Raw genomic sequence first — 21,472 nt, forward strand, 5'->3', positions numbered from 1 at the left:
CCCATGCTATTGAAAGACTTAGCCCAAACCCAAAACTTACCTTCCTAGCCAAAAGCTGAAAGCATCTCTGCCTCGGCTTCCGTTGCTTCTCCAGCAAGGGCTCTGAGTGCAGCTTCCAGATCAGCCGTAAAACGCTTGGCACCTTGCTTTGCAGCACCCTGGACGTAATTAGCGACCTTCAGCGGCTTGCCAATCTGAATCTTCACATTACAGCCCCGGGTGGGAAAGGCTTCCCCGTAATCCAGGGCGATCGGAACGACCTGTACGCCCAGCCCAGGCTGACTCATTTCTGCCTGAATTGCTAATCTCCCTAAACCTGGCTTCAGCGGGTGAAGCTGACCGTCTCTAAAAATGCCACCCTCTGGAAAAATCACCAGCATTTCGCCGTTCTGTAAAACCTCTACGCCATGACGCAAGCTGGCGACGGTTGGACGCTTTGTATTAACTGGAAAGCCCCCTAACCGACGGATAAACCAACCCTGAATGCCTTTAACTTCGTCAGCGGTCACCATGAATCGTAGATCTCGTCCGGTTACAGTGCGACCCGTCGCGTAGGGCACCATAATTGCGTCCCACCGCGCCCGATGGGTCGGAGCTAGAATCACAGGGCCCGTTATCGGCAAGTTTTCTTGCCCAGTCACCTCGATTTTGCCGAAGTAGAAGGGCAGCACAATTCGACGCGCCAGCGGGTAGACCAGGGGGGTTAGCCAGGGTGAGAAGCGCGAATCAATCGCATTTTGGGGCGTTGCAGTATCTACGGCGGTGTCTACAGAGCTTTTGACGGATTCCAAGAAGGAGTTGAACAAAACCATAGAGATTAACAGGATGTCAGGGGCACTGGAAGTGTCGTTATGTACACCATAAGCCGCCCAAAATGGCTTGTCTTCTTGCTGAGGGACAGTTCTGAGGCTGTCCTGGAATAAGACCGCCGACAGAGCAGAATACACCTCTCACGTTGAGTATATAGAAATCTTGGCTATACCCTCCTATAGAGGGATGACAAAAGTACTTTTCTCTCTAAACAGTTTCTATCGACGTTGAGCAAACCAGGCTTGAAGCTGTTGCCGACAGGTCGATTCTAAAATTCCACCTAGTACGGGCAATCGGTGGTTGGAGCAGGCACTATCGGGTAGGTTTGCAACGGTGCGAACTGCCCCCGTTTTAGGATCGTCTGCGCCATAAACGAGCTTGCCTAAGCGGGCTTGCACGATCGCCCCGGCACACATAGGGCAAGGCTCCAGAGTGACATAGAGAGTACAGCGGTTCAGATGCCAGGTTTGCAATTGCTGTCCGGCAATTCGCAAAGCCAGAATTTCAGCGTGGGCAGTAGGGTCATGATCGCGTTCACGACGATTTTCTGCTTCGGCAATCAGGCGATCGCCCTCTACAATCACTGCCCCCACGGGTACTTCACCCGCATCTCCAGCAGCAGCAGCAAGGGCGATCGCCCGACTCATCCAGCGATAGTGAACCTGATATTCGGGATGATCAATCAGCGGCGGCGGAATCTCAAGCGCCATTTAGTTTTGTACTAGCAGCGGGTCTAGCTTTCCCTGAGTGTCTAGCTCATACAGGTCATCACAGCCGCCAACATGCTGGTCGTTGATGAAGATTTGGGGTACGGTGCGCCGTCCGTTGGCGCGTTCCCCCATTCTGACCCTGGCGGCTCCGTTGCCGTCAATTTTATATTCGGTGTAGTTAACTCCTTTCCACCAGAGCAGCATTTTGGCGCGAATGCAGTAGGGGCAGGTCTGCCAGGTGTAGATTTCGACGTGAGCCTTGACCCGTTCAGGATGGCGACCCAAAAGCGCGTTTAGAGAATCCAGCATATTGAGGGCATTAAAGGACGTTAAAAAGATTTAGCTTACTTCCATAGGATATCGGCATGGTGGCGAATATGGTCTTCCATAAACGTGCTGATGAAGTAGTAGCCGTGATCGTATCTTTCCTGCATCCGCAAAATTAGAGGTTGTCCGGCTTTGGCACAGGCTTGCTCAAAGACGTGGGGTAAAAGCTGCTTTTCCAAGAACGGATCGGCTGTGCCTTGGTCGATTAGGATAGGGCGATTTGACGCAGCAGTAAGGACAAGTTCACTGGCATCGTAAACCCGCCAGCCTTCCTGATCGGGACCGAGGTAGTTGGTGAATGCTTTTTGTCCCCAAGGGCACTGCATCGGCGCGGCAATTGGGGCAAAGGCAGAAACAGAACGGTAGCGATCGCCATTCCTCAACGCGCAAACCAGTGCGCCATGTCCACCCATCGAATGCCCAAAAATGCCCTGACGATCTTCTTGAACTGGAAAATGGGCGGCGATTAAAGCCGGAAGTTCGTCCACGACGTAACTATACATGCGGTAGTGCGATCGCCAGGGTTCCGTAGTTGCGTCTACATAAAAGCCTGCGCCTGTGCCAAAATCCCAATCGTCATCTTCACCAGGAATGTTTGCCCCACGTGGGCTGGTGTCGGGAGCAACGAGGAGCAGTCCATGTTTGGCGGCGAATTGCTGTGCGCCTGCCTTGACCATAAAGTTTTCCTCGGTGCAGGTAAGTCCTGACAGGAAATACAGCACCGGCACAAACTCAGTTTTTGCTTGAGGCGGCTGATAGACCGAAAATTTCATTTCCCCCTGACAAACTTCGGAGGGGTGGCTGTAAAAGCCGACGGTGCCGCCAAAACAGGTGTGCTGGCTAAGCAACTGAGGAGGGGTGGAAACTGGCATAGCTTAAGAGTGAAGTTGAGAGGGAATTGCAAGAACCGAAGTGAGGGCGATCGCAGCACTGGCATTCTAATATCAATTCACTCGTCAATTTACCGCTCGTTACAGCAAACTAGCCATAAGTTGCGCTAGATGCTAACTTTGTGTGCAAACGCATCGGGCGATCGCCATGAAATTCCACAACTTTGCCTCTCTGACGCTGTTTGCCGCGCTTTTTTGGGTCGTACCTGCCAAAGCCGAAAATCTGCAACACGTCCAGCAGTTGATGTCTACCCGCGAGTGTCAAAGCTGTGACCTGAGCCGAGCCGGATTGGTGTTTTCTAACCTATCAGCAGTAGATTTGAGCCAAGCGAACCTGAGTCTCGCTAACTTAAATCAGGCAAACTTGAGCGGCTCCAATCTGGCAAATACAGACTTGTCTGGGGCTGTTTTGGTCAGGGCAAATCTCAGCGGGGCTGACCTGAGCGGGGCAAATTTGGCAGGCGCGGATCTGCGAGAAGCTTACCTGTACGGAGCAAACCTGGAAGGAGCCAATCTGGAAGGCGCGATTTTGCAAGGGGCGATCGGGCTGCCTGAGGAATTAATTGGGGCCCAGCAGTTTTATAGCTGGGGCATTGCAGAATTTCAGCGGGGCAACTTTAGCGGAGCGATCGACTATTACAACCAGGCATTAACCAAAGAACCTGATTTCTCGGCAGTTTATCTAGCGCGAAGCCTTGCTCGCTATCGGTTAGGCGATGAAGAAGGAGCGATCGCCGATGCCAACCGAGCCGAACAGCTCTTTGCCACCGAAGGCAACGAAAGCGGCAGACTCGCCTCCGTGCAAGTAGCTGAAGGCATCGTAGAAGCGCAAGAAGCCCTCGAAGAAGCAAACAATCGCGGTCGCGGCGGTGGCGGTGGTTTCATCAGATTTATCGGAGGGCTGGCTAGTATGCTCCTCCAATTTGGCTTATAGCTGACCCTTCTCTCTTAGGTAAAGGGGATTATGCTGGAGTTTCTATCAACACCGCTGGAGTGATACTGCCAACACAACGGTATAGGCAGAGAAACTATTCACCAAAGATGCTTTGTAACAGCGGCTGTTATAAAACCTTCTGATGACAACTTAAGCGAATTAGGGCGCAAGACATAGCTCTTGCGCCCTAATTTGCTTTTTGGCCTGCCATGAGAAAATTTAGTGTCAAGGTTATTGCAACAATTGTTTGCATTATGTTACATTCCTTTACATAAGGTTAAGCAAACGGGGAATACGACATGGCTCCTGGACAAGTGATTGAAGAAGGCGGACGGGCAAACGTTTACGCAGTTGAACCCAAAATGTATGTCGATGACACGCAGCGGTTTGGCTTCAACGAATATGCAGAGAAGCTCAATGGACGGCTAGCCATGATTGGTTTTACCTCAGCGCTGATTATAGAAGCGACCACAGGACATGGTGTCCTTAGCTGGCTAACTAATTTCTAGTTGAGCCGCTGATATTTTTGAGACTAGGCAGGTAAACCGTAGTATTTTGGAGAACTATTCTGAAAACCGATTTTGATTTTCCTAACAAGTATTTAGTTGGACCTGTCGTATTTAGACCTGATTTCAACGCTCAAGCGGAAGTATTGGACATCAACCAGGCATGGTCACTGTTCTTTACGGCCGGGCAAGAGGACAAGGTATTGGGCTTCAATACCGAGGCAGGTCAATTCTTCACCAATCTATTGCTGGCGATCGCCACAGCTGGAATTTTGTGGGCTTCCTTGTTCAACAACGTGGTCTAAAGAATCGAGCAGCGCCTTCTGTTTAGTTGAAACTAACTTCCTTCGGTCAGCTTTTTGGGCAGAGACGCTGTATTCCAGCGCTTTTGCCCAAATTTTTTTAAGCAATGGGCTAGCAGTCAGCAACTAATCTTTGAGATAGAGCCACCTTTGTTGCAAGAATGCTGCGTCCCTAGACTTTGGATTTTTCTAGATCCTCTTGGTTGGAGCGAGAGGTCGTGGAGTTTTGCGGAGGCTGGCTGCTAGCGAATAACAAACCTTGCCAGTTGAAAGCACTCTTCACGTAACTGCTGCCAATGATGCTGAGAAACATCACATAGCCTACTGCTTGTGCCAAGTAAAGCTTTTGGGTGTAGCCCAGGAATGCTTTAAGCAGTACTCCCGGAAATTGGCGATCGGGCAAGACGTGTGAAGCGTCCCAAATCTGTGGACCTAGAATGCAAGATGGACCGGGGCTAAAGCAAAGCGGCACAAAGTTAGGATTGACCTGAACCAAATTCACTACTGCTGCATCTAAATGGCGGAGGACAGAGACAACCAGTCCAGACACGATTAACAGCAACATCACGCCTAAAATTTGGAAGAAGCGACGGAGGTTGATTTTGATGCCCAGGCTAAACAGCATTACACCGATCGCCACTGCGGTGACTAACCCTCCGATCGCCCCCAGCACTGCCATCCAACCTTGCTGAAACTGAGCATTAATAAACAGCGCAACTTCAAATCCTTCTTGCACAACGGCGATCGTCGTTAACCCAAAGACAGCCCAACCTGCATGATCTGTCTTTTGCAGTGCTTTTGTTACCGACTGCTCGACTTCTCCCTTCAGAGAACCGGATTGGCGGGTCATCCAGATTAGCATCCAGCTTAGGAGAGCGATCGCCCACAGCCCAAAAAAGCCTTCTAGCAGCGGCTTCACTACTGGAGCATAGGATTGATTGGCAGACTCAACCGCCAGCACCAGTCCGGTAAACAGCACACCCACTATGATGCTGGCGACGATTCCAAATCCCACGCCGCTATAGACCCAGGGATTGAGCCGCTCCTGGTTTGCTTTCCTTAAATAAGCCAGGACAATACCAATTACCAGGGCAGCTTCCACCCCTTCGCGTAAGGTAATGACAAAGGTAGGCAGAGCAGCACTAAAGTTCATAACTGATTTGTATTGATATCTATATCTGGATATTTAGTAATAGAGATGCGTTAAGTCATCCATTAAATGAGGTTAGCCACTCACTTTTCAAGCCTAGCCTATTGTTCACTGACATGAGTCATTCGTAGGAAGGACGCTAACTTCTTGGACTAGCCGAGTCCCCTCGTTACATCTGGCTAGCTTCGTCACTCGTTAGGCTAGCCTCGTCCGTCGCTAAGCTGGCCTCACTACTTACTAGACGGACTTCCCCCGCCACTAGGCTAGCCTCGCTGCCTACTAGGCTAGCCTCGCTGCCTACTAGGTCAGCCTGACTGCTCACCGGACTAGCTTCATTGCCCGCCAGGCTGGACTCACCCATCACCAGCTAGCCTCGCTACTCACCCAGGTCACCTCACTATTTGCTTTGCTGGGCTAGCTTGAGGCTGAGCAGTTCCAGGGAAAAGACATCACTGCTTTAGAGAATCTGTGGGTTAGAAGCGCGAATCTCGTAGCGGGCGTTTCGCGAAACGCCCCTACCGGGGAATAGCTATTTCTGAATCTCTACGCCAATGCCGGGATTATGAGAAGAGATTCTCAATGGCGAATTTCGACATTCATCACGTAATGTCCAAGCTGGACCTTGCCCGACCACAGCTCATATTCCACCCGCAAATGGTGGGGCAGTTCACCACCGATCAGCTTCAAACTGCGGGTAAAGTTTCGCAGGCGCAACTGTTCATTGCCACTCGTGTCACCTTGCAGCCAGTAGCGGCTGATGCCGTAAACCCCCTGTTCCCAGAAGTGGCGATAGCTAAACTGACCGTTTCCCTGCATCGTCATGATCACGCGATAGGGAGAAATTTCTAGCCAGAGCAGCCGAGGTGTTTGGTTGCCCGATAAAGTTGCCACTTCAGGTGTGATTTCAGACGAAGTTCTTGGAAGTGGCATATCGGCCCGCTCCTGCACCCAAGGCTCCGTCAACAGCAGGTGAAACTGTTCGTTTTCTCTCTGATAGAGGGTTGCCGACGTTTCCAGTACTGACCAGAGGGGCAAATCCAAAGCCGTAAACGAAAGACAAACAGGTCTAGGATGGTGGCTGAGCATGTTTTTGGGGGCAAGAAAACGGTAGGATGGCTAGCGCCACTCCATGTCAGTGTATCTAATGGCAACTGCGACTATTACGTTGAATCATTACGAAAATCACCATTCTCTGACGATCGCCCCACCCAGTTCTGGATTATCGCTCCAGGGACAGGTTCAAATCCCAGGAGATAAGTCCATTTCGCATCGATCGCTGATGCTGGGGGCGATCGCTCAGGGAGAAACTCAAATCCGGGGTTTGCTCTTGGGGGAAGACCCGCACAGCACTGCTGCCTGTTTTCGAGCAATGGGCGCGGAAATCTCAGAGCTTAATTCTGAACTGGTGACGGTTCAGGGAATTGGTCTAGGACAGCTTCAGGAGCCAAAGGATGTACTGGATGCAGGCAATTCCGGCACGACAATACGACTGATGATGGGCATTCTGGCATCCCATGCAGAGCGATTTTTTACGGTAACGGGGGATGCGTCGCTGCGATCGCGCCCCATGTCTCGCGTTATTCAGCCTTTGCAGCAAATGGGCGCACAAATCTGGCACCGCTCTGGCGGATTAGCACCACTGGCAATTCAAGGACAGGCGTTGAAGCCAATTCACTACCATTCCCCGATCGCCTCAGCCCAGGTGAAATCTTGCGTTCTGCTAGCAGGACTAATGGCAGAAGGGGAAACAACCGTCACCGAACCTGCCCTATCTCGCGATCACAGCGAACGAATGCTGCGGGCATTTGGGGCAACGGTGAAGGTTGATCTAGAAACCTGTAGCGCAACGGTGACAGGACAGGCAAAACTGCAAGGGCAGACGGTGGTTGTGCCGGGAGACATTAGCTCTGCTGCCTTCTGGATGGTCGCTGCTGCGATCGTCCCTGGTTCTGAGTTGCTGATTCAAAATGTGGGAATCAATCCCACCCGTACCGGAATCCTGGAAGCGCTGAGCCAGATGGAAGCCGATGTCACTCTGGAGAATCAGCGTACTGTCACAGGTGAACCCGTTGCCGACGTGCGCGTGCGCCACAGTTCCCTCAAAGCCTGCACGATCGCAGGAGATCTAATCCCCCGCCTGATTGACGAAATTCCGATTCTGGCAGTCGCGGCTATATTTGCTCAGGGCACAACTGTGATCCGCGATGCCGCAGAGCTGCGGGTCAAGGAAAGCGATCGCCTCTCCGTCATGGCTACCCAACTCAGCCGCATGGGAGCCAAAATCACCGAGTTACCGGACGGTTTAGAAATCACAGGCGGAACATCTTTAGTTGGGGCTGAAGTGGATAGCTATACTGACCATCGGATTGCAATGAGTCTGGCGGTCGCCGCCCTCACTGCCACAGGCACCACCACCATCCAACGTGCTGAAGCTGCTGCTATTTCCTATCCCGACTTCACGGTGACGTTGCAGCGGGTTGTGAGTTAGTGGCGATCGCCCCTTTTCCCTAATGTTTCAGCACGATTCGATATCGTGCTTTTCCAGCCTTTAAATGCTCCATTGCTTCATTCACTTGGCTAAAAGGGAAGGTCTCGGTGACAGGTTCAATCCCATGACGAGCAGCAAAATCGAGCATTCTTGCGATGGTAGTGGGGCTACCCAAAGGACTACCCGATAGAGATTTTTGACCCATAATTAGAGGGAAAGCAACTGCCTGAATCGCATTGGGCACAACTCCAACAAAATGCAGTCGCCCTTTGGGACGTAGCACATTGACATACATTCCCCAATCGAGATCCACATTCACCGTTGAGAGAATGAAATCAAATGAATTAGCGGCCGACTCGATCGCTTTCTGATCACGGGAATTAACAAAGTGAGAAGCTCCCATTTCACGAGCTTCAGCCTCCTTATCAGGATTTGTTGAAAAAGCAGTAACATCACAGCCCCAAGCTTACAGAAATCGCAGTGCTATGTGTCCTAACCCGCCAATGCCAATCACTGCAACTTTATCAGTCGGCTTCACATCAAATTGAACAATCGGGTTAAAGACAGTAATGCCACCACAGAATAGCGGCCCGACCTTTGCTGGATCAATTCCTTCTGGTAATGGCGTGACCCATTCTTCATGGGCACGGACTTTGTCGGCAAACCCTCCATATCGACCGACTATGGTTTGCTCTGCAGTTAAGCACAAGTTGTAATTGCCAGACATGCACCACTCACAGTGCATACAGGAATGGGAAAACCAGCCTAAACCTACTCGCTGACCGACCTTAACGGTTTTGGCGCGATCGCCCACCGCCGCGATCGTTCCTACCACTTCATGACCAGGAATCAGGGGATATTGACTCACTCCCCAATCGTTCTTCAGCATACTCAAGTCGCTATGGCAGATCCCACAATATTCAACATCAATTTCTACTTCTTCGTCTCTCAGGACACCTGGATCATATTCAAATGGCTCCAGCTTTCCACCTATTGTCTGGGCTGCGTAAGCGTGAATCATGCTTATCTCCTTTTTGAGTGAATCCAGACTAGATTGTCACTCCAGTGAGCCGAGAACTTGCTTAAGGGAAACGAAAGTTTGAGCGTACTCTCAACCATTCAAGTATTAGTTCTGGCTGTTCAGGTTATGATCACTTCGGTTCTGTCAGTAAGGACACGGCGTTGAAGTATTGGCGGGAAACACTGGCAGTCGCGCAGCGAATTTTGACTGAGTTGGGCAGGCGGAGGCGATCGCTAATTTTCTGGGCAATTTTTCCAGTCTCCGTGCTGCTGTTAAACGGCTACATTCTGGCAGAGCGGGCACAGCTTTCAACTGGGGATGCGTTTGAGCGGGCGGCTCCGGCAACATTGGTGGGAGCGGCACTGTTTTTTAGCTGTTTGGGTGGAAGTGTCGCCACGGTTGTTTCTGAGCGAGAGCAACACACGTTGAAGCGGCTATTCATCTCGCCTCTTAGCGGCACGTCTTATTTCCTAGGAATTTTTCTGGCTCATAGCTGTATTGGAATTGGGCAAAGTCTGCTGGTGTACGCGATCGCCGCTCTCTTAGGTGCAGAGTTCAACGGGTCGTGGGGATTGGCGATCGCTATCATTCTGCTTAGCATTGCCGCTTATGTCGGAGTCGGGTTTATTCTTGGTACTCAATTTGCTCGTCGCACTGAAGATGTGAATGCCCTGGTTGCAACCTTTGGCGTGCCGCTGCTGATTTTGGGAGGGGCATTCTTGCCGCCGGAGTTGTTCCCAGAAACACTGTTAGAAATTGCTGAATTTAATCCGATCTACCACATGAATTTGGCTTTGACGGGTGTTTCTGCAATTGGTGATGGCATAAGCGAAATTTCCTTCCACTTCTGGTTTTTGGTGATTTTTGCAGTGCTGATGGTGGCTGGTGGTTGGCTAGCCTATCGGCGAATGGTTTGGCGAGAAAGGAGACTTTAGCATCTGTGCTGCAAATTCAACATCTCAACAAACGCTATGGCGATCGCCCCGTTCTGCAAGACCTGAACCTATCAATCCACGCAGGCGAAATCTATGGATTGTTGGGTCCCAATGGCGCAGGCAAAACCACCACGATTAACATCATCTGTAATCTGTTGCAGGCAGACAGCGGAGTCGTTAAAGTTGGCGGACGAACAGTTTCAGAAGTAACAAAGAAACTGATTGGCGTTGCGCCTCAGGAAAATCTGCTCTATCGCAGTCTTACCTGTGCCGAAAATCTCAACTTTTTTGCTCAGATTTATGGACTCTCTCGCACACAGCGGCGACAGCAGGTGCAAGATTGCCTCGAAGCGGTGAATTTGAGCGATCGCGCCAACAGTCCAGCAGAAACACTCAGCGGCGGAATGCAGCGAAGACTGAGTATGGCGATCGCCCTCGTCCACCGCCCCAAGCTGGTCATTCTAGACGAACCCACAACTGGATTAGACATTGAAGCCCGCTACGAAATTTGGGAACTGATTCGCCAGCTTAAGGGACAGGGAATCACCGTCCTACTAACCACACACCTGTTAGACGAAGCAGAACGGCTGTGTCAGCGCATTGGCATTCTTAAAGGTGGTCAACTGATGGCAGAAGGCACCCTGGAGGAGTTGCAGCAGTCTATTCCCGCTAAGGAAGTTGTGGTGGTGCAAACAGACCAGGAAGAAGAGGCGATCGCTCGTGCCCGTGAATCCGGCTTCACCCCTCGACGCTATGGCAGCGATCTCGCCTTCTGGCTACCAGAATCACTGGAACTACAAGAAATCCTCGATCGCTTTGCCGGCATTCCGCTGGAATCCGTTTCCCGCTATCCAGTAAAGCTAGAACACATCTATCTCGAAATCACTCAACCTGAACGAAACCAGGAGTTTTTTATTCCTGAAGAGATTCCCGATCCTTGGGTTGTGTAGCCTCAACCCGTCACTCCTTTACACATCTCTAATCCAAGCACTTAGGATAAAGAAGGTTGATTGGCTTGGAGAATAATTGGGGCAATGGATTGGCAGGAAGTTTCAGGAAATTGGATTCTGGTGCCCTCTCGACCGACGGCGATTGTGCATTTTCTGGGGGGCGCATTTGTAGCGGCAGCTCCTCAAGTCACCTATCGCTGGCTGCTGGAAAACTTGGCGCGTCAGGGCTACGCCATTGTTGCGACCCCGTTTGTGAACACGATGGATCACACAGCGATCGCCCGCCAGGTCTTGCAAAACTTCATCGTCGCTCAGGACTATCTGCAAACCAACGTCTTCAAAAAGCGTTATCAGCCCGTTTATGGCATTGGTCACAGCATGGGCTGCAAGCTGCATTTGCTGATCGGTAGTCTCTATCCGCAGGAACGAGCTGGGAATATTTTGATCTCGTTTAACAACTTTCCAGCAAGGCGATCGATCCCGTTAGTTGAGCAATTTACTCAGTTCTCACCTGCCTTTGCGGTTGAGTTTGTTCCTTCTCCTGAGGAAACTAACCAATTGATTGAGCGGCAATATCAGGTGCGGCGTAACTTACTAATCAAGTTCAACAACGACGACATTGATCAAACTAAAGATTTGACGGAAGCTTTGCTCAATCGCTTTCCTGACATGACTGCTCTAAAAATTCTCAAAGGCAGTCACCTGACTCCCTTGGGGCAAGAAGTTGGCTGGCAAACTGGCTCTATATTCACGCCATTGGATGCGATCGGTCAGCTTTTTAAGCAAGAAGTTTATCGGGATTTGAACCAGCTTAGAGATGCAATTTTGCTCTGGCTTAATCCCTTATCAGTTAGAAGTTGAGGGAGTTTACACTCGTTGCCAACCTTACTATCAAAGGTTCCTGTTCTCTCCTATTGACCTATGACTCAAGCGACTCAGCAAGGAAAGAGTCCTTTTCCCAGCTTTACTTACCGAGAAGCTTTTAAGCATTTGGGAATAACCGAGCTAAAGCGATGGGAAATGACAGCAGAACCAGTCCCCATCAGTGATTTCTTTCGTAAGCGGTTGGAGCGGCTGCAGCGGTTTGACCTTGAAAGCCTAGAAGTATCTAAAACGCTGCTCATTGATGCCATCTGTGAAGAAGGATTGGAGGGCTATGAGCGATTGAAGGTGTGGAAGGGGGCTTATCTGGAAGGGGCAACAGTTTGCGGCAATGTGGACTACCTGATTGCTGAGCGACGAGCCTATCTGGAAGCTCCCTTTGGATGCGTCATTGAGGCTAAGAAGGATGACTTCGAGCAAGGCGCTGCCCAGTGCTTGGTAGAAATGCACACTTGCCAAGGGGTGAACCGTCAGATGGAGCGGCATATGGATATCTACGGTATTGTCACCAATGGTGAGGGGTGGAAGTTTTACCAGCTAGCATCCAGGGGTGAAGTGTCTGAATCGTTGCTGTATGGTATTGGTGAAATGTCGATTTTGCTCGGACTGTTGCGGATGTTCTTTGGACTGTGCGATCGCAACTTGCATTCTAGTGTTTGAGCATTGAGCGAGTCTTGATGCAAAATACCTCAGAGGAAACCTAACTCCTCCCACAGTTTTTGACACTCCTTCACCAGCGGAATGCCTAGCTCGGTTGCTAACGCCAACGCCTGCTCACAATACTCTCGCGCCACGTCAGCCTCACCCAGTTTTTGATGCAGTTCTGTCAAATTTTTCAAAGCCTCGGCTTCGTTAGCCTTATCGCCAATTTCTCTAAAAACTGCCAAGGCTGCAAGGGAGTTTTCTAGTGCTTCTGGATACTGCTGTAATTTAATTTGCGTTTCTCCCCAACCCATTAAGGCAACACCTTTACCCTGTCTGTAGCCAATCTCTGTAGAAATGGTGAGATATTGCTGGTAGAGGGCGATCGCCTGCTCATATTGCCCTAGTGAATCGTAGGCATTCCCTAGATTGCCTAACGCAACACCTTCGCCCTGTCTATAGCCAATCTCTGTAGAAATGGTGAGATATTGCTGGTAGAGGGCGATCGCCTGCTCATATTGCCCTAAAGAAAGATATGCACTCCCCAGATTGCCTAACATAATGCCTTCGCCCTCTCTATCGCCGATCTCTGTAGAAATGGTGAGAGATTGCTGGTAGAGGGTGATTGCCTGCTCATACTGCCCTAGAGAAAGATACGCATTCCCTAAATTGCCTAATCCACTGCCTTCGCCCTCTCTATCGCCAATCTCTGTAGAAATGGTGAGAGATTGCTGGTAGAGGGTGATTGCCTGCTCATACTGCCCTAGAGAAAGATACGCATTCCCCAAATTACCCAATGCCCATCCTTCTTCCTGGCAATTACTTTTTGCTTGAGCGATGTCTAACAGCTTCCTGAAAAGCGGAATCTGCTCTCGATAGTAGCCCCAGGTTCCTAGCTGCCAGCAAAAATAATTATCAGTAGGTGTATTTAACTTAATCCAAGCAATTAAAGTTACGGCATTCCAGTCTTTTACTTTGCAGTAGTGTTCGAAGGCTTCTAAGTAGCCGCGCACGGTTTCGATGCGTTCGGTGTTCGAGGGTGAAATGTAAGCAGTGAGCCAGAGACAGGCAGCGGTGCGTTCCGCGGTTTCCCAGATGGAAGAATTGGCTTTGAGTTGGGCGTAAGCGCTGTCGCGGATTAGGTTGTGCTGTTGAATCAAGAGTTGTCCAGCCTGAATGTCGATGTCTTCGACCAGATTGCGCGATTTGAGGGTGGTGAGGGCAGCGGTGCGGTCGGAGTCTGAGACATCTTCCAGCATTTGCAGATAAAACGATTCGGCAACGGGGCGACGAAAGACGGCGCAGTGCTGAAGCATTTGGCGGGGCAGGTCGGGCAGTTGTTGAATCGTTTGACTCACCCACTGACGCGCTCGCTGTTCCTGGCTTTGGCGCAGGGTTGAGGAGGGTTGGCGCGGGTTGTGTGGTTGGCAGTTGTAATACTCCGTCCAATATTTGGTGATGCTGCCGCCAAACAAGCGGCTACGGATGTCGCCTACAATCATTTTGAGGATCAGCGGGTGTCCTTGAAAGTAGCTGGCGATCGCACAAACATAGTCACACTCAGTATCAGTAGATGGCGTAATGCCATAGTTGCGGAGCAGGTCAAGCCAGTGGTCAGCTTCCAGTCCGCGCAGGGAATATTCGTGCCAAAGCTGGTCGTAGCGGTAGATTCGGTCTACCAGGTCGGTGGGGAGAGCCTGGGAAGTGAGAACCAGGCGGCTCTGGCTGCGGGGCGAGTTGAGCAGTTGCCCAAAAAACTCGACCCAGACGGCATCGGCAAACTGGTAAGAGCCATCGCTAGACTGGCGCAGCAGATATTCTAGCGAGTCAAGCTGAAGCCAGTAGGGACGCTGCTCTAACGCTTTGAGCAGGTAGGGCAAAATTTGTTCGTCGGGCAACTGTTGGGCAGTGTCGTCACCGATCGCCTGCAAAATGGCGATCGCCCCTCGTGTAAAGTCGGTAGACGGCGTACCAATGTCAAAGGAAATTCGGTGAAACTTGATTTCGGGCGGTAGGAAGAGGCGATCGCTCGTGCCATCAGCCCCATTCACCATCAGATCTGCCGCTAATTTTTCAGCCAGGGCAGTTTTGCCAATGCCCGTCATCCCATGAATGATTAACAGACGGCATCCGGCAACTAGAGCGTCGGTGAGGTCAGCGACAATTTCCGCTCGTCCCGTCCAGGTTTCCGCCTTATAGGTAGAAAACGTAGGGGCGAACGGCCGTTCGCCCCTACCCAATGCTCGTTCGCTCGTACCCAATGCCCGTTCGCCCGTACCGATGGCAGGCGTGAGTAGTGGAGGAGTGGGGGCGATCGCCTCTTTTTCTAAAGGCACCCCCTCAGACTTTTTTGCCTGAAGCGTCTCCACGGCTCGACGAATTCCTTGCACAACATTGAGAAAGGCTTCATCTCGGTCATCCCACTTGGTGACGGGCTTGGCATCTCTGGGCAGCACTTGCAGCTTACTAAACGGGCTGTCTTGCCAATCACAGGGCTTCAGAATGATCGGAATCACTCGTGCGCTGCCCTCATCGTGGCGCTGCACTGCTCGCTGCATCTCCAGGTCATAGCAATAGTTTGAGGCGACGAAGCGAGGTGTAATCAGCAGCAGAATAATGTCTGCGGTTTCGAGCTGGTGTTTGATTTCAGCATCCCACTCGGCCCCGGCTTCAATAGCGCGATCGTGCCACACTCCAATCTTGCCCTGACGTTTTAAGTTAGCCAGGTGAATGTCCAGTTCTTCTCGCAACTCTTCATCTTTGTGAGAGTAAGAGATGAACACCTGAAGGGGCGGGGGCACCGATGAGGTCATGAGTCGCATTTCGGAGGGGTTGCCATCAGTATATTCAACTCGACATTCAACTCAAAGACGGCAGCAATTAGGACGGATGGGCGACGTTTCTAATTTAAAGCTGCAAGTTTTCAGCTCAAAGAGCGACATTTCTAGTTCTAAGCTGCAAGTTTCTGGTTTTGAGCTGCAAGTTTTCAGTTCAAAGAGCGATCGCTTCTGTTCAAAACAGGATTGTTCCTACTTAAAACAAGAAATGTCCTGTTTGAGACGAGATTGCTCCTACTTAAAACAGCATCATTCCTACTTCAAACAAGAAACGTCCTGTTTGAGACGAGATTGCTCCTATCTAAAATAAGACAGGTCGAGTTTAAAGGGCGATCGCCCCCTCTTACTCGCTAATCTGCGATCGCGTTACATCTAGAGTTTCTCGGATGCAGGCTCTCAAGTCTGCCTCTTCGCCTCGACCTTCTAGCTGACAGATACGAGCCATTGCTAATCGGATTAAAGCATCCTGGTGATCGCCTCGTTGCCACTGCTCTCTCAAGTCTTCCAGCGTTTTTTCGTAGGCGGTCGAGATTGCACGTTGGATTGCTGTGCTTCGGCAGCGGCAGTTTCAGCAGCTTGTTGCTTTCGCTCAGCTTCGGCGGCGGCAGTTTCAGCCTGTTGCTGAGTTTGTTGAGCCTGGGCAGCCAAAGTTTGAGCAGCTTTAGCCTTTTCTTGTGCTTCAGTTTCGCGTTCTACCGCAGCCTGCAAGTCCTGGTTTGCCTGATTTGCGGCATCAACCGCTTGCTGTTGTTTTGCCTCTGCTAATCGGAGGTTTCTGATTGCGCGATTGGTTTCGGTTTCCAGGTCAGCTTTCTCTTGTCGCAGGGCTGAAATTTCGGAGCGGGTTGTTTCTATCTGTTGCTGGGCGCGGATTCCGGTTGTGGTGGCGATCGCCAGCATCACTCCCATCACGCCAGCCCCCACACCCACCATCAGCTTTGTTCTGCGAATTGCATTCTCAGCCTGACGGCTTTTTGTAATGTAGTTCTTGTGTTGTTCAGTCGGTTGTGGTGCTTTGCCGTCAGATTCTTTCAACCACTGCTCTGCTGCCGCCAGACCGCCGCCGCGCAACAGCAATCCATCATTGCGTCCTCCGTCGTCCCACTCGATCGCTTTTACCAAGAGACGAGTATGAGTCCGCACATGATCTAAATCTGTGTCTACAGCCTTGATTAGGGTCTCAAAGGCGTAGTCGAAGTCATCTTCTTCTCGAAAAAACAGCCAGTTATGCTTCTGTAGCGCTTCGTGTACCCGCTCAATGGCAAATCCTTCTCGCCGCACAATCGGAAACAGACGTTTGTTCAGCTTGGCAGCATGTTCAACTTCTTGATAGCAAATCTTAGAAGCAACTGAATCGGGACTGATTACAAAAATAAAGGTATCAGCTCCCTCAATTCCGGCTTCAATTTCCTTCCACCACTCAGCCGTAACAGGAATATCTTCCCAATCGACCCAGGTATCTCGCTGGCTCTGGCTCAAAGCCTGATGAAGCGTGCGAACGAATTCTTTGTCTCTACGGGAATAGGAAATAAAAATATCCGCCATACTGCTCTCCAGAATAGCGTGGGGCTTAGAACGAAACTACGAGGACGCTATCTTGGAATTCGGGAAAATTCACAAATTTTCCCGAAAAGCGGAATTTCAGCCAGTGGAGAGGGGCTAGGAGCTAGGGGTTGAGGGACAGGGCAGGAGGTACGTCTTTATCCTTCATTTCCCATCCTTCGGATAAACTCTAGCGGTAGCCCGTCCGCATCTGCGATAAACGTGACCTCATAGACGCGATCGCCAATCATTTGCTGCGTCGGTTTGAGCAAAACCTTCAAAGGCTGAACCTGCTCAGACTCCTGCGCTGCACCTGAAAATTTGGTTTGCAAATTCTCCAACCACTGAGGCAAATCCTCAACCGTTTCGGTCAGGTCAAACGAAAGGTGATAGTAGCCTGTGTAATGCTCGTCCTCAAACGCATCCGCAGCAGGACGGGGACGAGGCACCTGCAATAGCTCAACGCGACCATTCAACCCTTCCATCCAGCAAGCCAGCGTAATACCCGCCGTGAACCGTTCGCAAACGGTGAAACCTAATAGCTCGTAGAAGGCGATCGCTTTATAAATATCAGCCGTGCGAATAGAAGCGTGGTGCATTCACTCAAACAAACGGAAATAGGGATACCTTACAGGCGCGCCAGGTTCTTTTTCCAGGTCAAAGTTGATCACATCCCAGCAGGGGTTTTCCTTAGGGTCAGGACTGAATTCTACGGGCAGACCATAGAGCCGTGGACGAGACGAGTCAGACTGCCCCCGCCAGGGAGCGCTGCGCTCCAGGTAGGTGCTAATCAAGTCTTGATAGCGTTGGGCGATGATTACTTTGGTGGCTCGGTAGCCCTGCGTGTAGAGGCGATCGAGCGCTTCGTGAATTTCAAAGCGGATGCCATCGGGGTGGGTGTGTTGCCGATACCATTCGTTGTTCCACTGTCGCCAGTGCCGTCCAGACTGAAGATGAACTAGCTCTGTCGTCTTAGGATCTGCCTCAAATGCGCCGTGTCGCTGACACAAGTAGGTATCGGTCAACGTCAATGCCGGAATCGTCTGTCTACAGTGAGGGCACTGAATTTCAGGTCCGAAGATTGGGTACTGTAGGGCCGGATTGATCATGAAATTGTAGGCAGCATGTTCGCTATGTACCAGTGCCAGTGGCCTTATTATAACTGGGGGGTTGCGCCCTCAATGCCCATTCTAGGGGCATTAGACTCAAAAGTTACTAATCCTTCTGCATGATATGACTTCATCGATACCCTTTTGGGCACCTCCTGATTTATCTCAAGCGGCTTTCGTTGCCCCCACTGCAACAGTTGTGGGGAATGTAGAGATAGCTGCTGGCGCAAGCATTTGGTATGGGGCGGTGCTGCGTGGGGATGTGGAACGAATTGTGATTGGCAAATGCACGAATGTGCAGGACGGAGCCGTTTTGCATAACGATCCGGGGCAACCGACGATTTTGCACGACTATGTGACGGTTGGGCATCGGGCAGTAATTCATGGGGCTGAGATCGAGCAGGGCTGTTTGATTGGCATTGGAGCAATCTTGCTGAATGGGGTGCGAGTGGGAGCAGGTAGCATTATCGGGGCAGGTTCAGTAGTGACAAAAGATGTGCCGCCGCGATCGCTCGTCGTCGGGGTTCCTGCAAAAATTTTTCGCCCAGTTTCCGAGGAAGAAGCCGCCGATTTAATCGAACATGCCCGGAAATACGAGCAGCTAGCGCTGGTTCACGCAGGCAAAGGAACAAATCTGGGATTCGTATTGCAAACAAATATGAAAAAAGAACTGGAAAATTGAGCCAATTCAGCGCAGAATAATGTTAAAGATGAGATTTGTTTATAAATCTTTAGGGGAGGATCTCGAACATGGATATTGATTGGCGCGTTCTAGTTGTTTTTTCTCCAGTTCTGCTAGCTGCTGGCTGGGCTGTTTTTAACATTGGGCAAGCGGCTCTCAAACAGTTTCAGGGCTTTTTTGACAAGCAGGCTTGAGCTTAACGCATCTGCCTTACGACGCTCTGTCGCAAGTAAAGCGATGGGTAACTCGCTCTGGAAGCCAAACTGGAAGCCAGAGCTTGTTGTGGAGTGGGCATCTTGCCTGCTTAATTGGACGGCAAGATATCCAATCTCACAAGAAGTTTAAAAAAGTTGCACGTTGCTTAGGTAAGTAGTTTAGGGAAGGGAGGTGATCCTGGCGATCGCCTCCCTCTTTTTTGAAGCTTCGCTTAGGCTGGCGATCGCCTCAATCCTAATCGCCAAAATTAGAATGGAGGAAGCCCTCCATAACAAATAGTTTCAATTAAAAATGCGTACTCCAACCTGGTTAGGCGCAACCCTCGCCGCAACGATAGGGTTCGCTGCAATCCTCAGCCCTACTGCTCAGGCAGTCCAACTTTCAGATGGCAGAGTTTATTTTGAGCGCCCCCCCAGCCTGGTCGATTCAGGGACGACTCGAAATCGCGTTTCTGCCTATAACCCCACCTACTACTTCACCTTGGAAGTGCCCCAGGATGCGGGTGAGCCTCTAGGACGAATAGAAATTGCTCAACAAGATGCCAGCAACTTTGTCCGCAGGGTTGAATTTGAGCCGGAAGATAGCCGCGCCTTCATTGGAACACGGGGCGATCGCGGCGAAGCCTTGACCTTGGGCAATGTAACAGCAGACGAGGGAAACCAAACAGTCTCCATTACCTTTGACCCGCCTGTGCCTCCTGGAACTGTAGTCACACTTGGCTTGAAGGTAGAAAGAAATCCTCGCAGTGAAGGCGTTTACCTATTTGGTGTAACGGCCTTTCCGTCAGGTGAGGCCGCTTATGGACAATTCCTGGGCTATGGACGGTTCAACTTCTACGAAGCCGGCGGCTCATTGCCGTTTTCATGGCGTTAATTCATCTAGGGAAACAGGGGAGGCAGGGCAAAGCTCTGCCTCCCTTGCTATAGAGCAATACCTCAGGCATCAATCGCCCCACCACAGGAACTTCCGGCTCCGGCAGTGCAACCAAAGCAGTGAGAACCCGTGACAATTTCGCGCTGGGCTAAAAGCTTGAGGTCAAAATCGCGAATGTGGGGTCGTTGTCCGGGCGGCTGGCACTCTAAATCCAGCATTTGGTTAAAGTCGCAGTCAAACAGCCTGCCATCCCAGGAAACCGAGAGAGTATTGCGGCACATCAAACCTGCAACAGTCGCGGGGTTGTAAGCATTCACTAGCACTTCCATATAGCGCTGCAAATTGCCGGACTGCTCCAGCCATTCCAGGAAACGGGAGATTGGCATATTGTTGAGGGCAATCAAGCGATCGAACCGAACGCCGTGATTTTTCTCTAGTCCAGCTTTCCACTCCTGTTCCATCTTTGCCTGGTTGCCTGTCAAAAATGCCCCCGCAGGGTTAGACATCAAAGTCAGCCGTCGCTGTGGATCGCCATTGCCATAACCGACTGCATTGAGCCGCCGCAATGCTTCGATTGATTTCTCAAACGTGCCGTCTCCTCGCTGAGCATCTGTGTTGAACTTGCGGTAGTGCGGCAACGAGCAAACAATTTCAACGCCTCGTTCAGCAAACCATTCTGGTAGGTCGTGCATTCGGGGCAGAAGTAGCACCGTGAGGTTACAGCGATCGATGACGTGCTTACCACGGGCAACACATTCCTCAACTAGATAGCGAAAGTGAGGATTTAGCTCCGGTGCGCCGCCCGTAAGGTCAACGGTGTGAGCCTCAGTTTGGTCAAGCGCCCGCAGGCAAGCGTCTACCGTGTCTCGATCCATGTTTTCCTGAACTCGGTCTGGCCCAGCATCAACGTGGCAGTGGCGACAGGTCATGTTGCACAGCTTGCCAACGTTGATCTGAAAAATTTCCAGCCGAGCCGGACGAAATGACCGAATTCCTTGGCTGGCTAGCGTTTTTGCAAAATCTCCATGATGCGGTGTGTGAGACAAATCAACGGCTGCTAACCGCTCGATTTGGTATTGGGGACTGGAGAGGGGCGATCGCCGCCGATACAGCGAAGTAGTCGGTTTAGCCCCCGCTTCTACGCCTTCCAACTCCTCTACTGATTCAGATTGCACCTCAACCATCAAAAACCGCTCCCACTTCAATTTCATCGAAATTCCCTGGAATTACGGTGACTAGCAAGCCCACCCTAGCCCCTAGTCCCCAGCCCCTAACCCTTACATCGCCGCCTGCTTCACATGGTCAAGCATCTGTAACCCATGAATTAGAGATGCGCCGCCCCGAATTGCCGTAGCAACATGCACCGCCTCGGTCATTTGCTCCAAATCTGACCCCTGCTGCAAGCATTCCTTGCTGTAGGCATCAATGCAGTAAGGACATTGCACCGTGTGAGCAACTGCTAAGGCAATCAGCGCTTTCTCTCTAACAGACAAAGCCCCATCTGCAAAAACGGCACCATAGTAGGCAAAAAACTTTTCTGCTAGCTCTGGACTGCCTTCGCCAATTTGACCAAAGTGGGGCAGATGCTCCGGTTTGTAATATTGCTCCATTGTTTTGTTCTAAGCCGCTCAGGGTATTGGATAAATCCTTCTTTAGTGTATAGTCC

Annotated in this window: 26 protein-coding genes and 1 pseudogene; 11 read left to right on the forward strand and 16 right to left on the reverse strand. The window is 51.0% G+C overall.

Annotation, left to right across the window (positions count from 1 at the left end):
* Positions 1-44 precede the first annotated feature (44 nt).
* The 4 genes from H6F93_RS25700 to fghA all read right to left on the reverse strand — a co-directional run bounded on the left by H6F93_RS25700 (position 45) and on the right by fghA (position 2,719).
* Positions 45-947 carry a lysophospholipid acyltransferase family protein gene (locus tag H6F93_RS25700; RefSeq protein WP_347277356.1) on the reverse strand — a complete coding sequence of 301 codons (903 nt, stop codon included), beginning with the start codon at positions 945-947 and terminating at the stop codon, positions 45-47.
* Positions 948-1,028: 81 nt separating this feature from the next.
* A complete protein-coding gene (gene tadA, locus H6F93_RS25705; RefSeq protein WP_190687132.1) occupies positions 1,029-1,520 on the reverse strand; it encodes a tRNA adenosine(34) deaminase TadA in 492 nt (163 codons plus the stop codon).
* Positions 1,521-1,829, reverse strand: coding sequence for a glutaredoxin 3 (grxC, locus tag H6F93_RS25710; protein WP_190687135.1), 309 nt, complete (start codon positions 1,827-1,829; stop codon positions 1,521-1,523).
* Positions 1,830-1,864: 35 nt separating this feature from the next.
* Complete coding sequence (gene fghA, locus H6F93_RS25715; protein WP_190687139.1) at positions 1,865-2,719, reverse strand: S-formylglutathione hydrolase; 855 nt, start codon at positions 2,717-2,719, stop codon at positions 1,865-1,867.
* Positions 2,720-2,861: 142 nt separating this feature from the next.
* Here fghA and H6F93_RS25720 point away from each other — a divergent pair, with 142 nt between their 5' ends.
* From H6F93_RS25720 to H6F93_RS25730, 3 genes are all read left to right on the forward strand, one after another.
* Positions 2,862-3,671: a pentapeptide repeat-containing protein gene (locus tag H6F93_RS25720; protein WP_199314044.1), complete on the forward strand. Its 810-nt coding sequence runs from the start codon at positions 2,862-2,864 to the stop codon at positions 3,669-3,671.
* A gap of 299 nt (positions 3,672-3,970) precedes the next feature.
* Positions 3,971-4,180, forward strand: coding sequence for a CAB/ELIP/HLIP family chlorophyll-binding protein (locus tag H6F93_RS25725; protein ID WP_190645273.1), 210 nt, complete (start codon positions 3,971-3,973; stop codon positions 4,178-4,180).
* 143 nt (positions 4,181-4,323) lie between these two features.
* Positions 4,324-4,482, forward strand: a complete 159-nt coding sequence (locus H6F93_RS25730; protein ID WP_242043616.1) for a hypothetical protein — start codon at positions 4,324-4,326, stop codon at positions 4,480-4,482.
* Positions 4,483-4,651: 169 nt separating this feature from the next.
* Here the strand turns inward: H6F93_RS25730 and H6F93_RS25735 are convergent, their stop codons facing one another.
* The 3 genes from H6F93_RS25735 to H6F93_RS25745 all read right to left on the reverse strand — a co-directional run bounded on the left by H6F93_RS25735 (position 4,652) and on the right by H6F93_RS25745 (position 6,715).
* Positions 4,652-5,632 carry an FTR1 family iron permease gene (locus H6F93_RS25735; protein ID WP_190687143.1) on the reverse strand — a complete coding sequence of 327 codons (981 nt, stop codon included), beginning with the start codon at positions 5,630-5,632 and terminating at the stop codon, positions 4,652-4,654.
* A gap of 166 nt (positions 5,633-5,798) precedes the next feature.
* Positions 5,799-5,990: a hypothetical protein gene (locus H6F93_RS25740; protein WP_190687146.1), complete on the reverse strand. Its 192-nt coding sequence runs from the start codon at positions 5,988-5,990 to the stop codon at positions 5,799-5,801.
* 215 nt (positions 5,991-6,205) lie between these two features.
* On the reverse strand, positions 6,206-6,715 hold the full coding sequence (locus H6F93_RS25745) for a hypothetical protein (RefSeq protein WP_190645269.1): 510 nt from the start codon (positions 6,713-6,715) through the stop codon (positions 6,206-6,208).
* 58 nt (positions 6,716-6,773) lie between these two features.
* On the opposite strand from H6F93_RS25745, the gene aroA reads away from it, so the two are divergent.
* Positions 6,774-8,117, forward strand: a complete 1,344-nt coding sequence (aroA, locus tag H6F93_RS25750) for a 3-phosphoshikimate 1-carboxyvinyltransferase (protein WP_190687150.1) — start codon at positions 6,774-6,776, stop codon at positions 8,115-8,117.
* A gap of 19 nt (positions 8,118-8,136) precedes the next feature.
* Here aroA and H6F93_RS35935 read toward each other — a convergent pair.
* Both H6F93_RS35935 and H6F93_RS35940 read right to left on the reverse strand, forming a co-directional pair.
* Positions 8,137-8,571, reverse strand: a pseudogene (locus tag H6F93_RS35935) (zinc-binding dehydrogenase); the annotation flags it as partial.
* A 12-nt stretch (positions 8,572-8,583) separates the two neighbouring features.
* The gene (locus H6F93_RS35940) at positions 8,584-9,138 is read right to left on the reverse strand and encodes an alcohol dehydrogenase catalytic domain-containing protein (RefSeq protein WP_242043617.1); all 555 of its coding nucleotides are present in this window, start codon (positions 9,136-9,138) and stop codon (positions 8,584-8,586) included.
* Positions 9,139-9,299: 161 nt separating this feature from the next.
* Here H6F93_RS35940 and H6F93_RS25760 point away from each other — a divergent pair, with 161 nt between their 5' ends.
* Genes H6F93_RS25760 through H6F93_RS25775 form a run of 4 tightly spaced genes read left to right on the forward strand, consistent with a single transcriptional unit; the run spans position 9,300 to position 12,565 of the window.
* Positions 9,300-10,073, forward strand: a complete 774-nt coding sequence (locus H6F93_RS25760) for an ABC transporter permease (protein ID WP_190645266.1) — start codon at positions 9,300-9,302, stop codon at positions 10,071-10,073.
* Between the two features lie 5 nt (positions 10,074-10,078).
* Entirely contained in the window at positions 10,079-11,023 is a 945-nt protein-coding gene (locus tag H6F93_RS25765; RefSeq protein ID WP_190687153.1) for an ATP-binding cassette domain-containing protein, read from the forward strand.
* A 60-nt stretch (positions 11,024-11,083) separates the two neighbouring features.
* Complete coding sequence (locus tag H6F93_RS25770) at positions 11,084-11,884, forward strand: DUF1350 family protein (RefSeq protein WP_524538017.1); 801 nt, start codon at positions 11,084-11,086, stop codon at positions 11,882-11,884.
* A gap of 60 nt (positions 11,885-11,944) precedes the next feature.
* Positions 11,945-12,565 carry a hypothetical protein gene (locus tag H6F93_RS25775; protein ID WP_190687157.1) on the forward strand — a complete coding sequence of 207 codons (621 nt, stop codon included), beginning with the start codon at positions 11,945-11,947 and terminating at the stop codon, positions 12,563-12,565.
* 29 nt (positions 12,566-12,594) lie between these two features.
* Here the strand turns inward: H6F93_RS25775 and H6F93_RS25780 are convergent, their stop codons facing one another.
* From H6F93_RS25780 to H6F93_RS25800, 5 genes are all read right to left on the reverse strand, one after another.
* Positions 12,595-15,360: a tetratricopeptide repeat protein gene (locus H6F93_RS25780; protein ID WP_242043618.1), complete on the reverse strand. Its 2,766-nt coding sequence runs from the start codon at positions 15,358-15,360 to the stop codon at positions 12,595-12,597.
* Between the two features lie 367 nt (positions 15,361-15,727).
* Positions 15,728-15,883: a hypothetical protein gene (locus H6F93_RS25785; protein WP_190687165.1), complete on the reverse strand. Its 156-nt coding sequence runs from the start codon at positions 15,881-15,883 to the stop codon at positions 15,728-15,730.
* Positions 15,880-16,929 carry a toll/interleukin-1 receptor domain-containing protein gene (locus H6F93_RS25790; RefSeq protein WP_190687168.1) on the reverse strand — a complete coding sequence of 350 codons (1,050 nt, stop codon included), beginning with the start codon at positions 16,927-16,929 and terminating at the stop codon, positions 15,880-15,882. The genes H6F93_RS25785 and H6F93_RS25790 overlap by 4 nt, the downstream gene beginning before the upstream one ends.
* Before the next feature lie 155 nt (positions 16,930-17,084).
* Positions 17,085-17,525 (reverse strand): VOC family protein, encoded by a 441-nt coding sequence (locus H6F93_RS25795; RefSeq protein ID WP_190687171.1) that lies wholly within the window; start codon positions 17,523-17,525, stop codon positions 17,085-17,087.
* Entirely contained in the window at positions 17,526-18,035 is a 510-nt protein-coding gene (locus H6F93_RS25800) for a TIGR02652 family protein (protein ID WP_190645257.1), read from the reverse strand. It lies immediately after the preceding gene.
* Positions 18,036-18,159: 124 nt separating this feature from the next.
* On the opposite strand from H6F93_RS25800, the gene H6F93_RS25805 reads away from it, so the two are divergent.
* The 3 genes from H6F93_RS25805 (at position 18,160) to H6F93_RS25815 (ending at position 19,806) form a co-directional block, all read left to right on the forward strand.
* Positions 18,160-18,717 (forward strand): gamma carbonic anhydrase family protein, encoded by a 558-nt coding sequence (locus H6F93_RS25805; protein ID WP_190687174.1) that lies wholly within the window; start codon positions 18,160-18,162, stop codon positions 18,715-18,717.
* A 68-nt stretch (positions 18,718-18,785) separates the two neighbouring features.
* Positions 18,786-18,911 carry a photosystem II protein Y gene (locus H6F93_RS25810; protein WP_199314045.1) on the forward strand — a complete coding sequence of 42 codons (126 nt, stop codon included), beginning with the start codon at positions 18,786-18,788 and terminating at the stop codon, positions 18,909-18,911.
* Positions 18,912-19,224: 313 nt separating this feature from the next.
* The gene (locus tag H6F93_RS25815) at positions 19,225-19,806 is read left to right on the forward strand and encodes a DUF2808 domain-containing protein (protein WP_190687177.1); all 582 of its coding nucleotides are present in this window, start codon (positions 19,225-19,227) and stop codon (positions 19,804-19,806) included.
* Between the two features lie 62 nt (positions 19,807-19,868).
* Here H6F93_RS25815 and arsS read toward each other — a convergent pair whose 3' ends face one another.
* Together arsS and H6F93_RS25825 are read right to left on the reverse strand one after the other, a co-directional pair.
* A complete protein-coding gene (gene arsS / locus H6F93_RS25820; protein WP_242043619.1) occupies positions 19,869-21,017 on the reverse strand; it encodes an arsenosugar biosynthesis radical SAM (seleno)protein ArsS in 1,149 nt (382 codons plus the stop codon).
* Positions 21,018-21,083: 66 nt separating this feature from the next.
* On the reverse strand, positions 21,084-21,416 hold the full coding sequence (locus H6F93_RS25825; protein WP_190687179.1) for an arsenosugar biosynthesis-associated peroxidase-like protein: 333 nt from the start codon (positions 21,414-21,416) through the stop codon (positions 21,084-21,086).
* Between the last annotated feature and the right edge of the window lie 56 nt (positions 21,417-21,472).

Source organism: Leptolyngbya sp. FACHB-671 (assembly GCF_014695745.1).
GTDB lineage: Bacteria > Cyanobacteriota > Cyanobacteriia > Elainellales > Elainellaceae > JAAUTN01.

Bases quoted from the DNA above. Each gene is read 5' to 3' on its own strand.
- H6F93_RS25745 (WP_190645269.1), bottom strand. From the start codon at position 6,715: ATGCTCAGCCACCATCCTAGACCTGTTTGTCTTTCGTTTACGGCTTTG.
- tadA (WP_190687132.1), bottom strand. From the start codon at position 1,520: ATGGCGCTTGAGATTCCGCCGCCGCTGATTGATCATCCCGAATATCAG.
- H6F93_RS25805 (WP_190687174.1), top strand. From the start codon at position 18,160: ATGACTTCATCGATACCCTTTTGGGCACCTCCTGATTTATCTCAAGCG.
- H6F93_RS25725 (WP_190645273.1), top strand. From the start codon at position 3,971: ATGGCTCCTGGACAAGTGATTGAAGAAGGCGGACGGGCAAACGTTTAC.
- H6F93_RS35940 (WP_242043617.1), bottom strand. From the start codon at position 9,138: ATGATTCACGCTTACGCAGCCCAGACAATAGGTGGAAAGCTGGAGCCA.
- H6F93_RS25790 (WP_190687168.1), bottom strand. From the start codon at position 16,929: ATGGCGGATATTTTTATTTCCTATTCCCGTAGAGACAAAGAATTCGTT.
- H6F93_RS25775 (WP_190687157.1), top strand. From the start codon at position 11,945: ATGACTCAAGCGACTCAGCAAGGAAAGAGTCCTTTTCCCAGCTTTACT.
- fghA (WP_190687139.1), bottom strand. From the start codon at position 2,719: ATGCCAGTTTCCACCCCTCCTCAGTTGCTTAGCCAGCACACCTGTTTT.
- arsS (WP_242043619.1), bottom strand. From the start codon at position 21,017: ATGAAATTGAAGTGGGAGCGGTTTTTGATGGTTGAGGTGCAATCTGAA.
- H6F93_RS25825 (WP_190687179.1), bottom strand. From the start codon at position 21,416: ATGGAGCAATATTACAAACCGGAGCATCTGCCCCACTTTGGTCAAATT.
- H6F93_RS25795 (WP_190687171.1), bottom strand. From the start codon at position 17,525: ATGCACCACGCTTCTATTCGCACGGCTGATATTTATAAAGCGATCGCC.
- grxC (WP_190687135.1), bottom strand. From the start codon at position 1,829: ATGCTGGATTCTCTAAACGCGCTTTTGGGTCGCCATCCTGAACGGGTC.
- H6F93_RS25815 (WP_190687177.1), top strand. From the start codon at position 19,225: ATGCGTACTCCAACCTGGTTAGGCGCAACCCTCGCCGCAACGATAGGG.
- H6F93_RS25810 (WP_199314045.1), top strand. From the start codon at position 18,786: ATGGATATTGATTGGCGCGTTCTAGTTGTTTTTTCTCCAGTTCTGCTA.
- aroA (WP_190687150.1), top strand. From the start codon at position 6,774: ATGGCAACTGCGACTATTACGTTGAATCATTACGAAAATCACCATTCT.
- H6F93_RS25780 (WP_242043618.1), bottom strand. From the start codon at position 15,360: ATGACCTCATCGGTGCCCCCGCCCCTTCAGGTGTTCATCTCTTACTCT.
- H6F93_RS25735 (WP_190687143.1), bottom strand. From the start codon at position 5,632: ATGAACTTTAGTGCTGCTCTGCCTACCTTTGTCATTACCTTACGCGAA.
- H6F93_RS25740 (WP_190687146.1), bottom strand. From the start codon at position 5,990: ATGGGTGAGTCCAGCCTGGCGGGCAATGAAGCTAGTCCGGTGAGCAGT.
- H6F93_RS25800 (WP_190645257.1), bottom strand. From the start codon at position 18,035: ATGATCAATCCGGCCCTACAGTACCCAATCTTCGGACCTGAAATTCAG.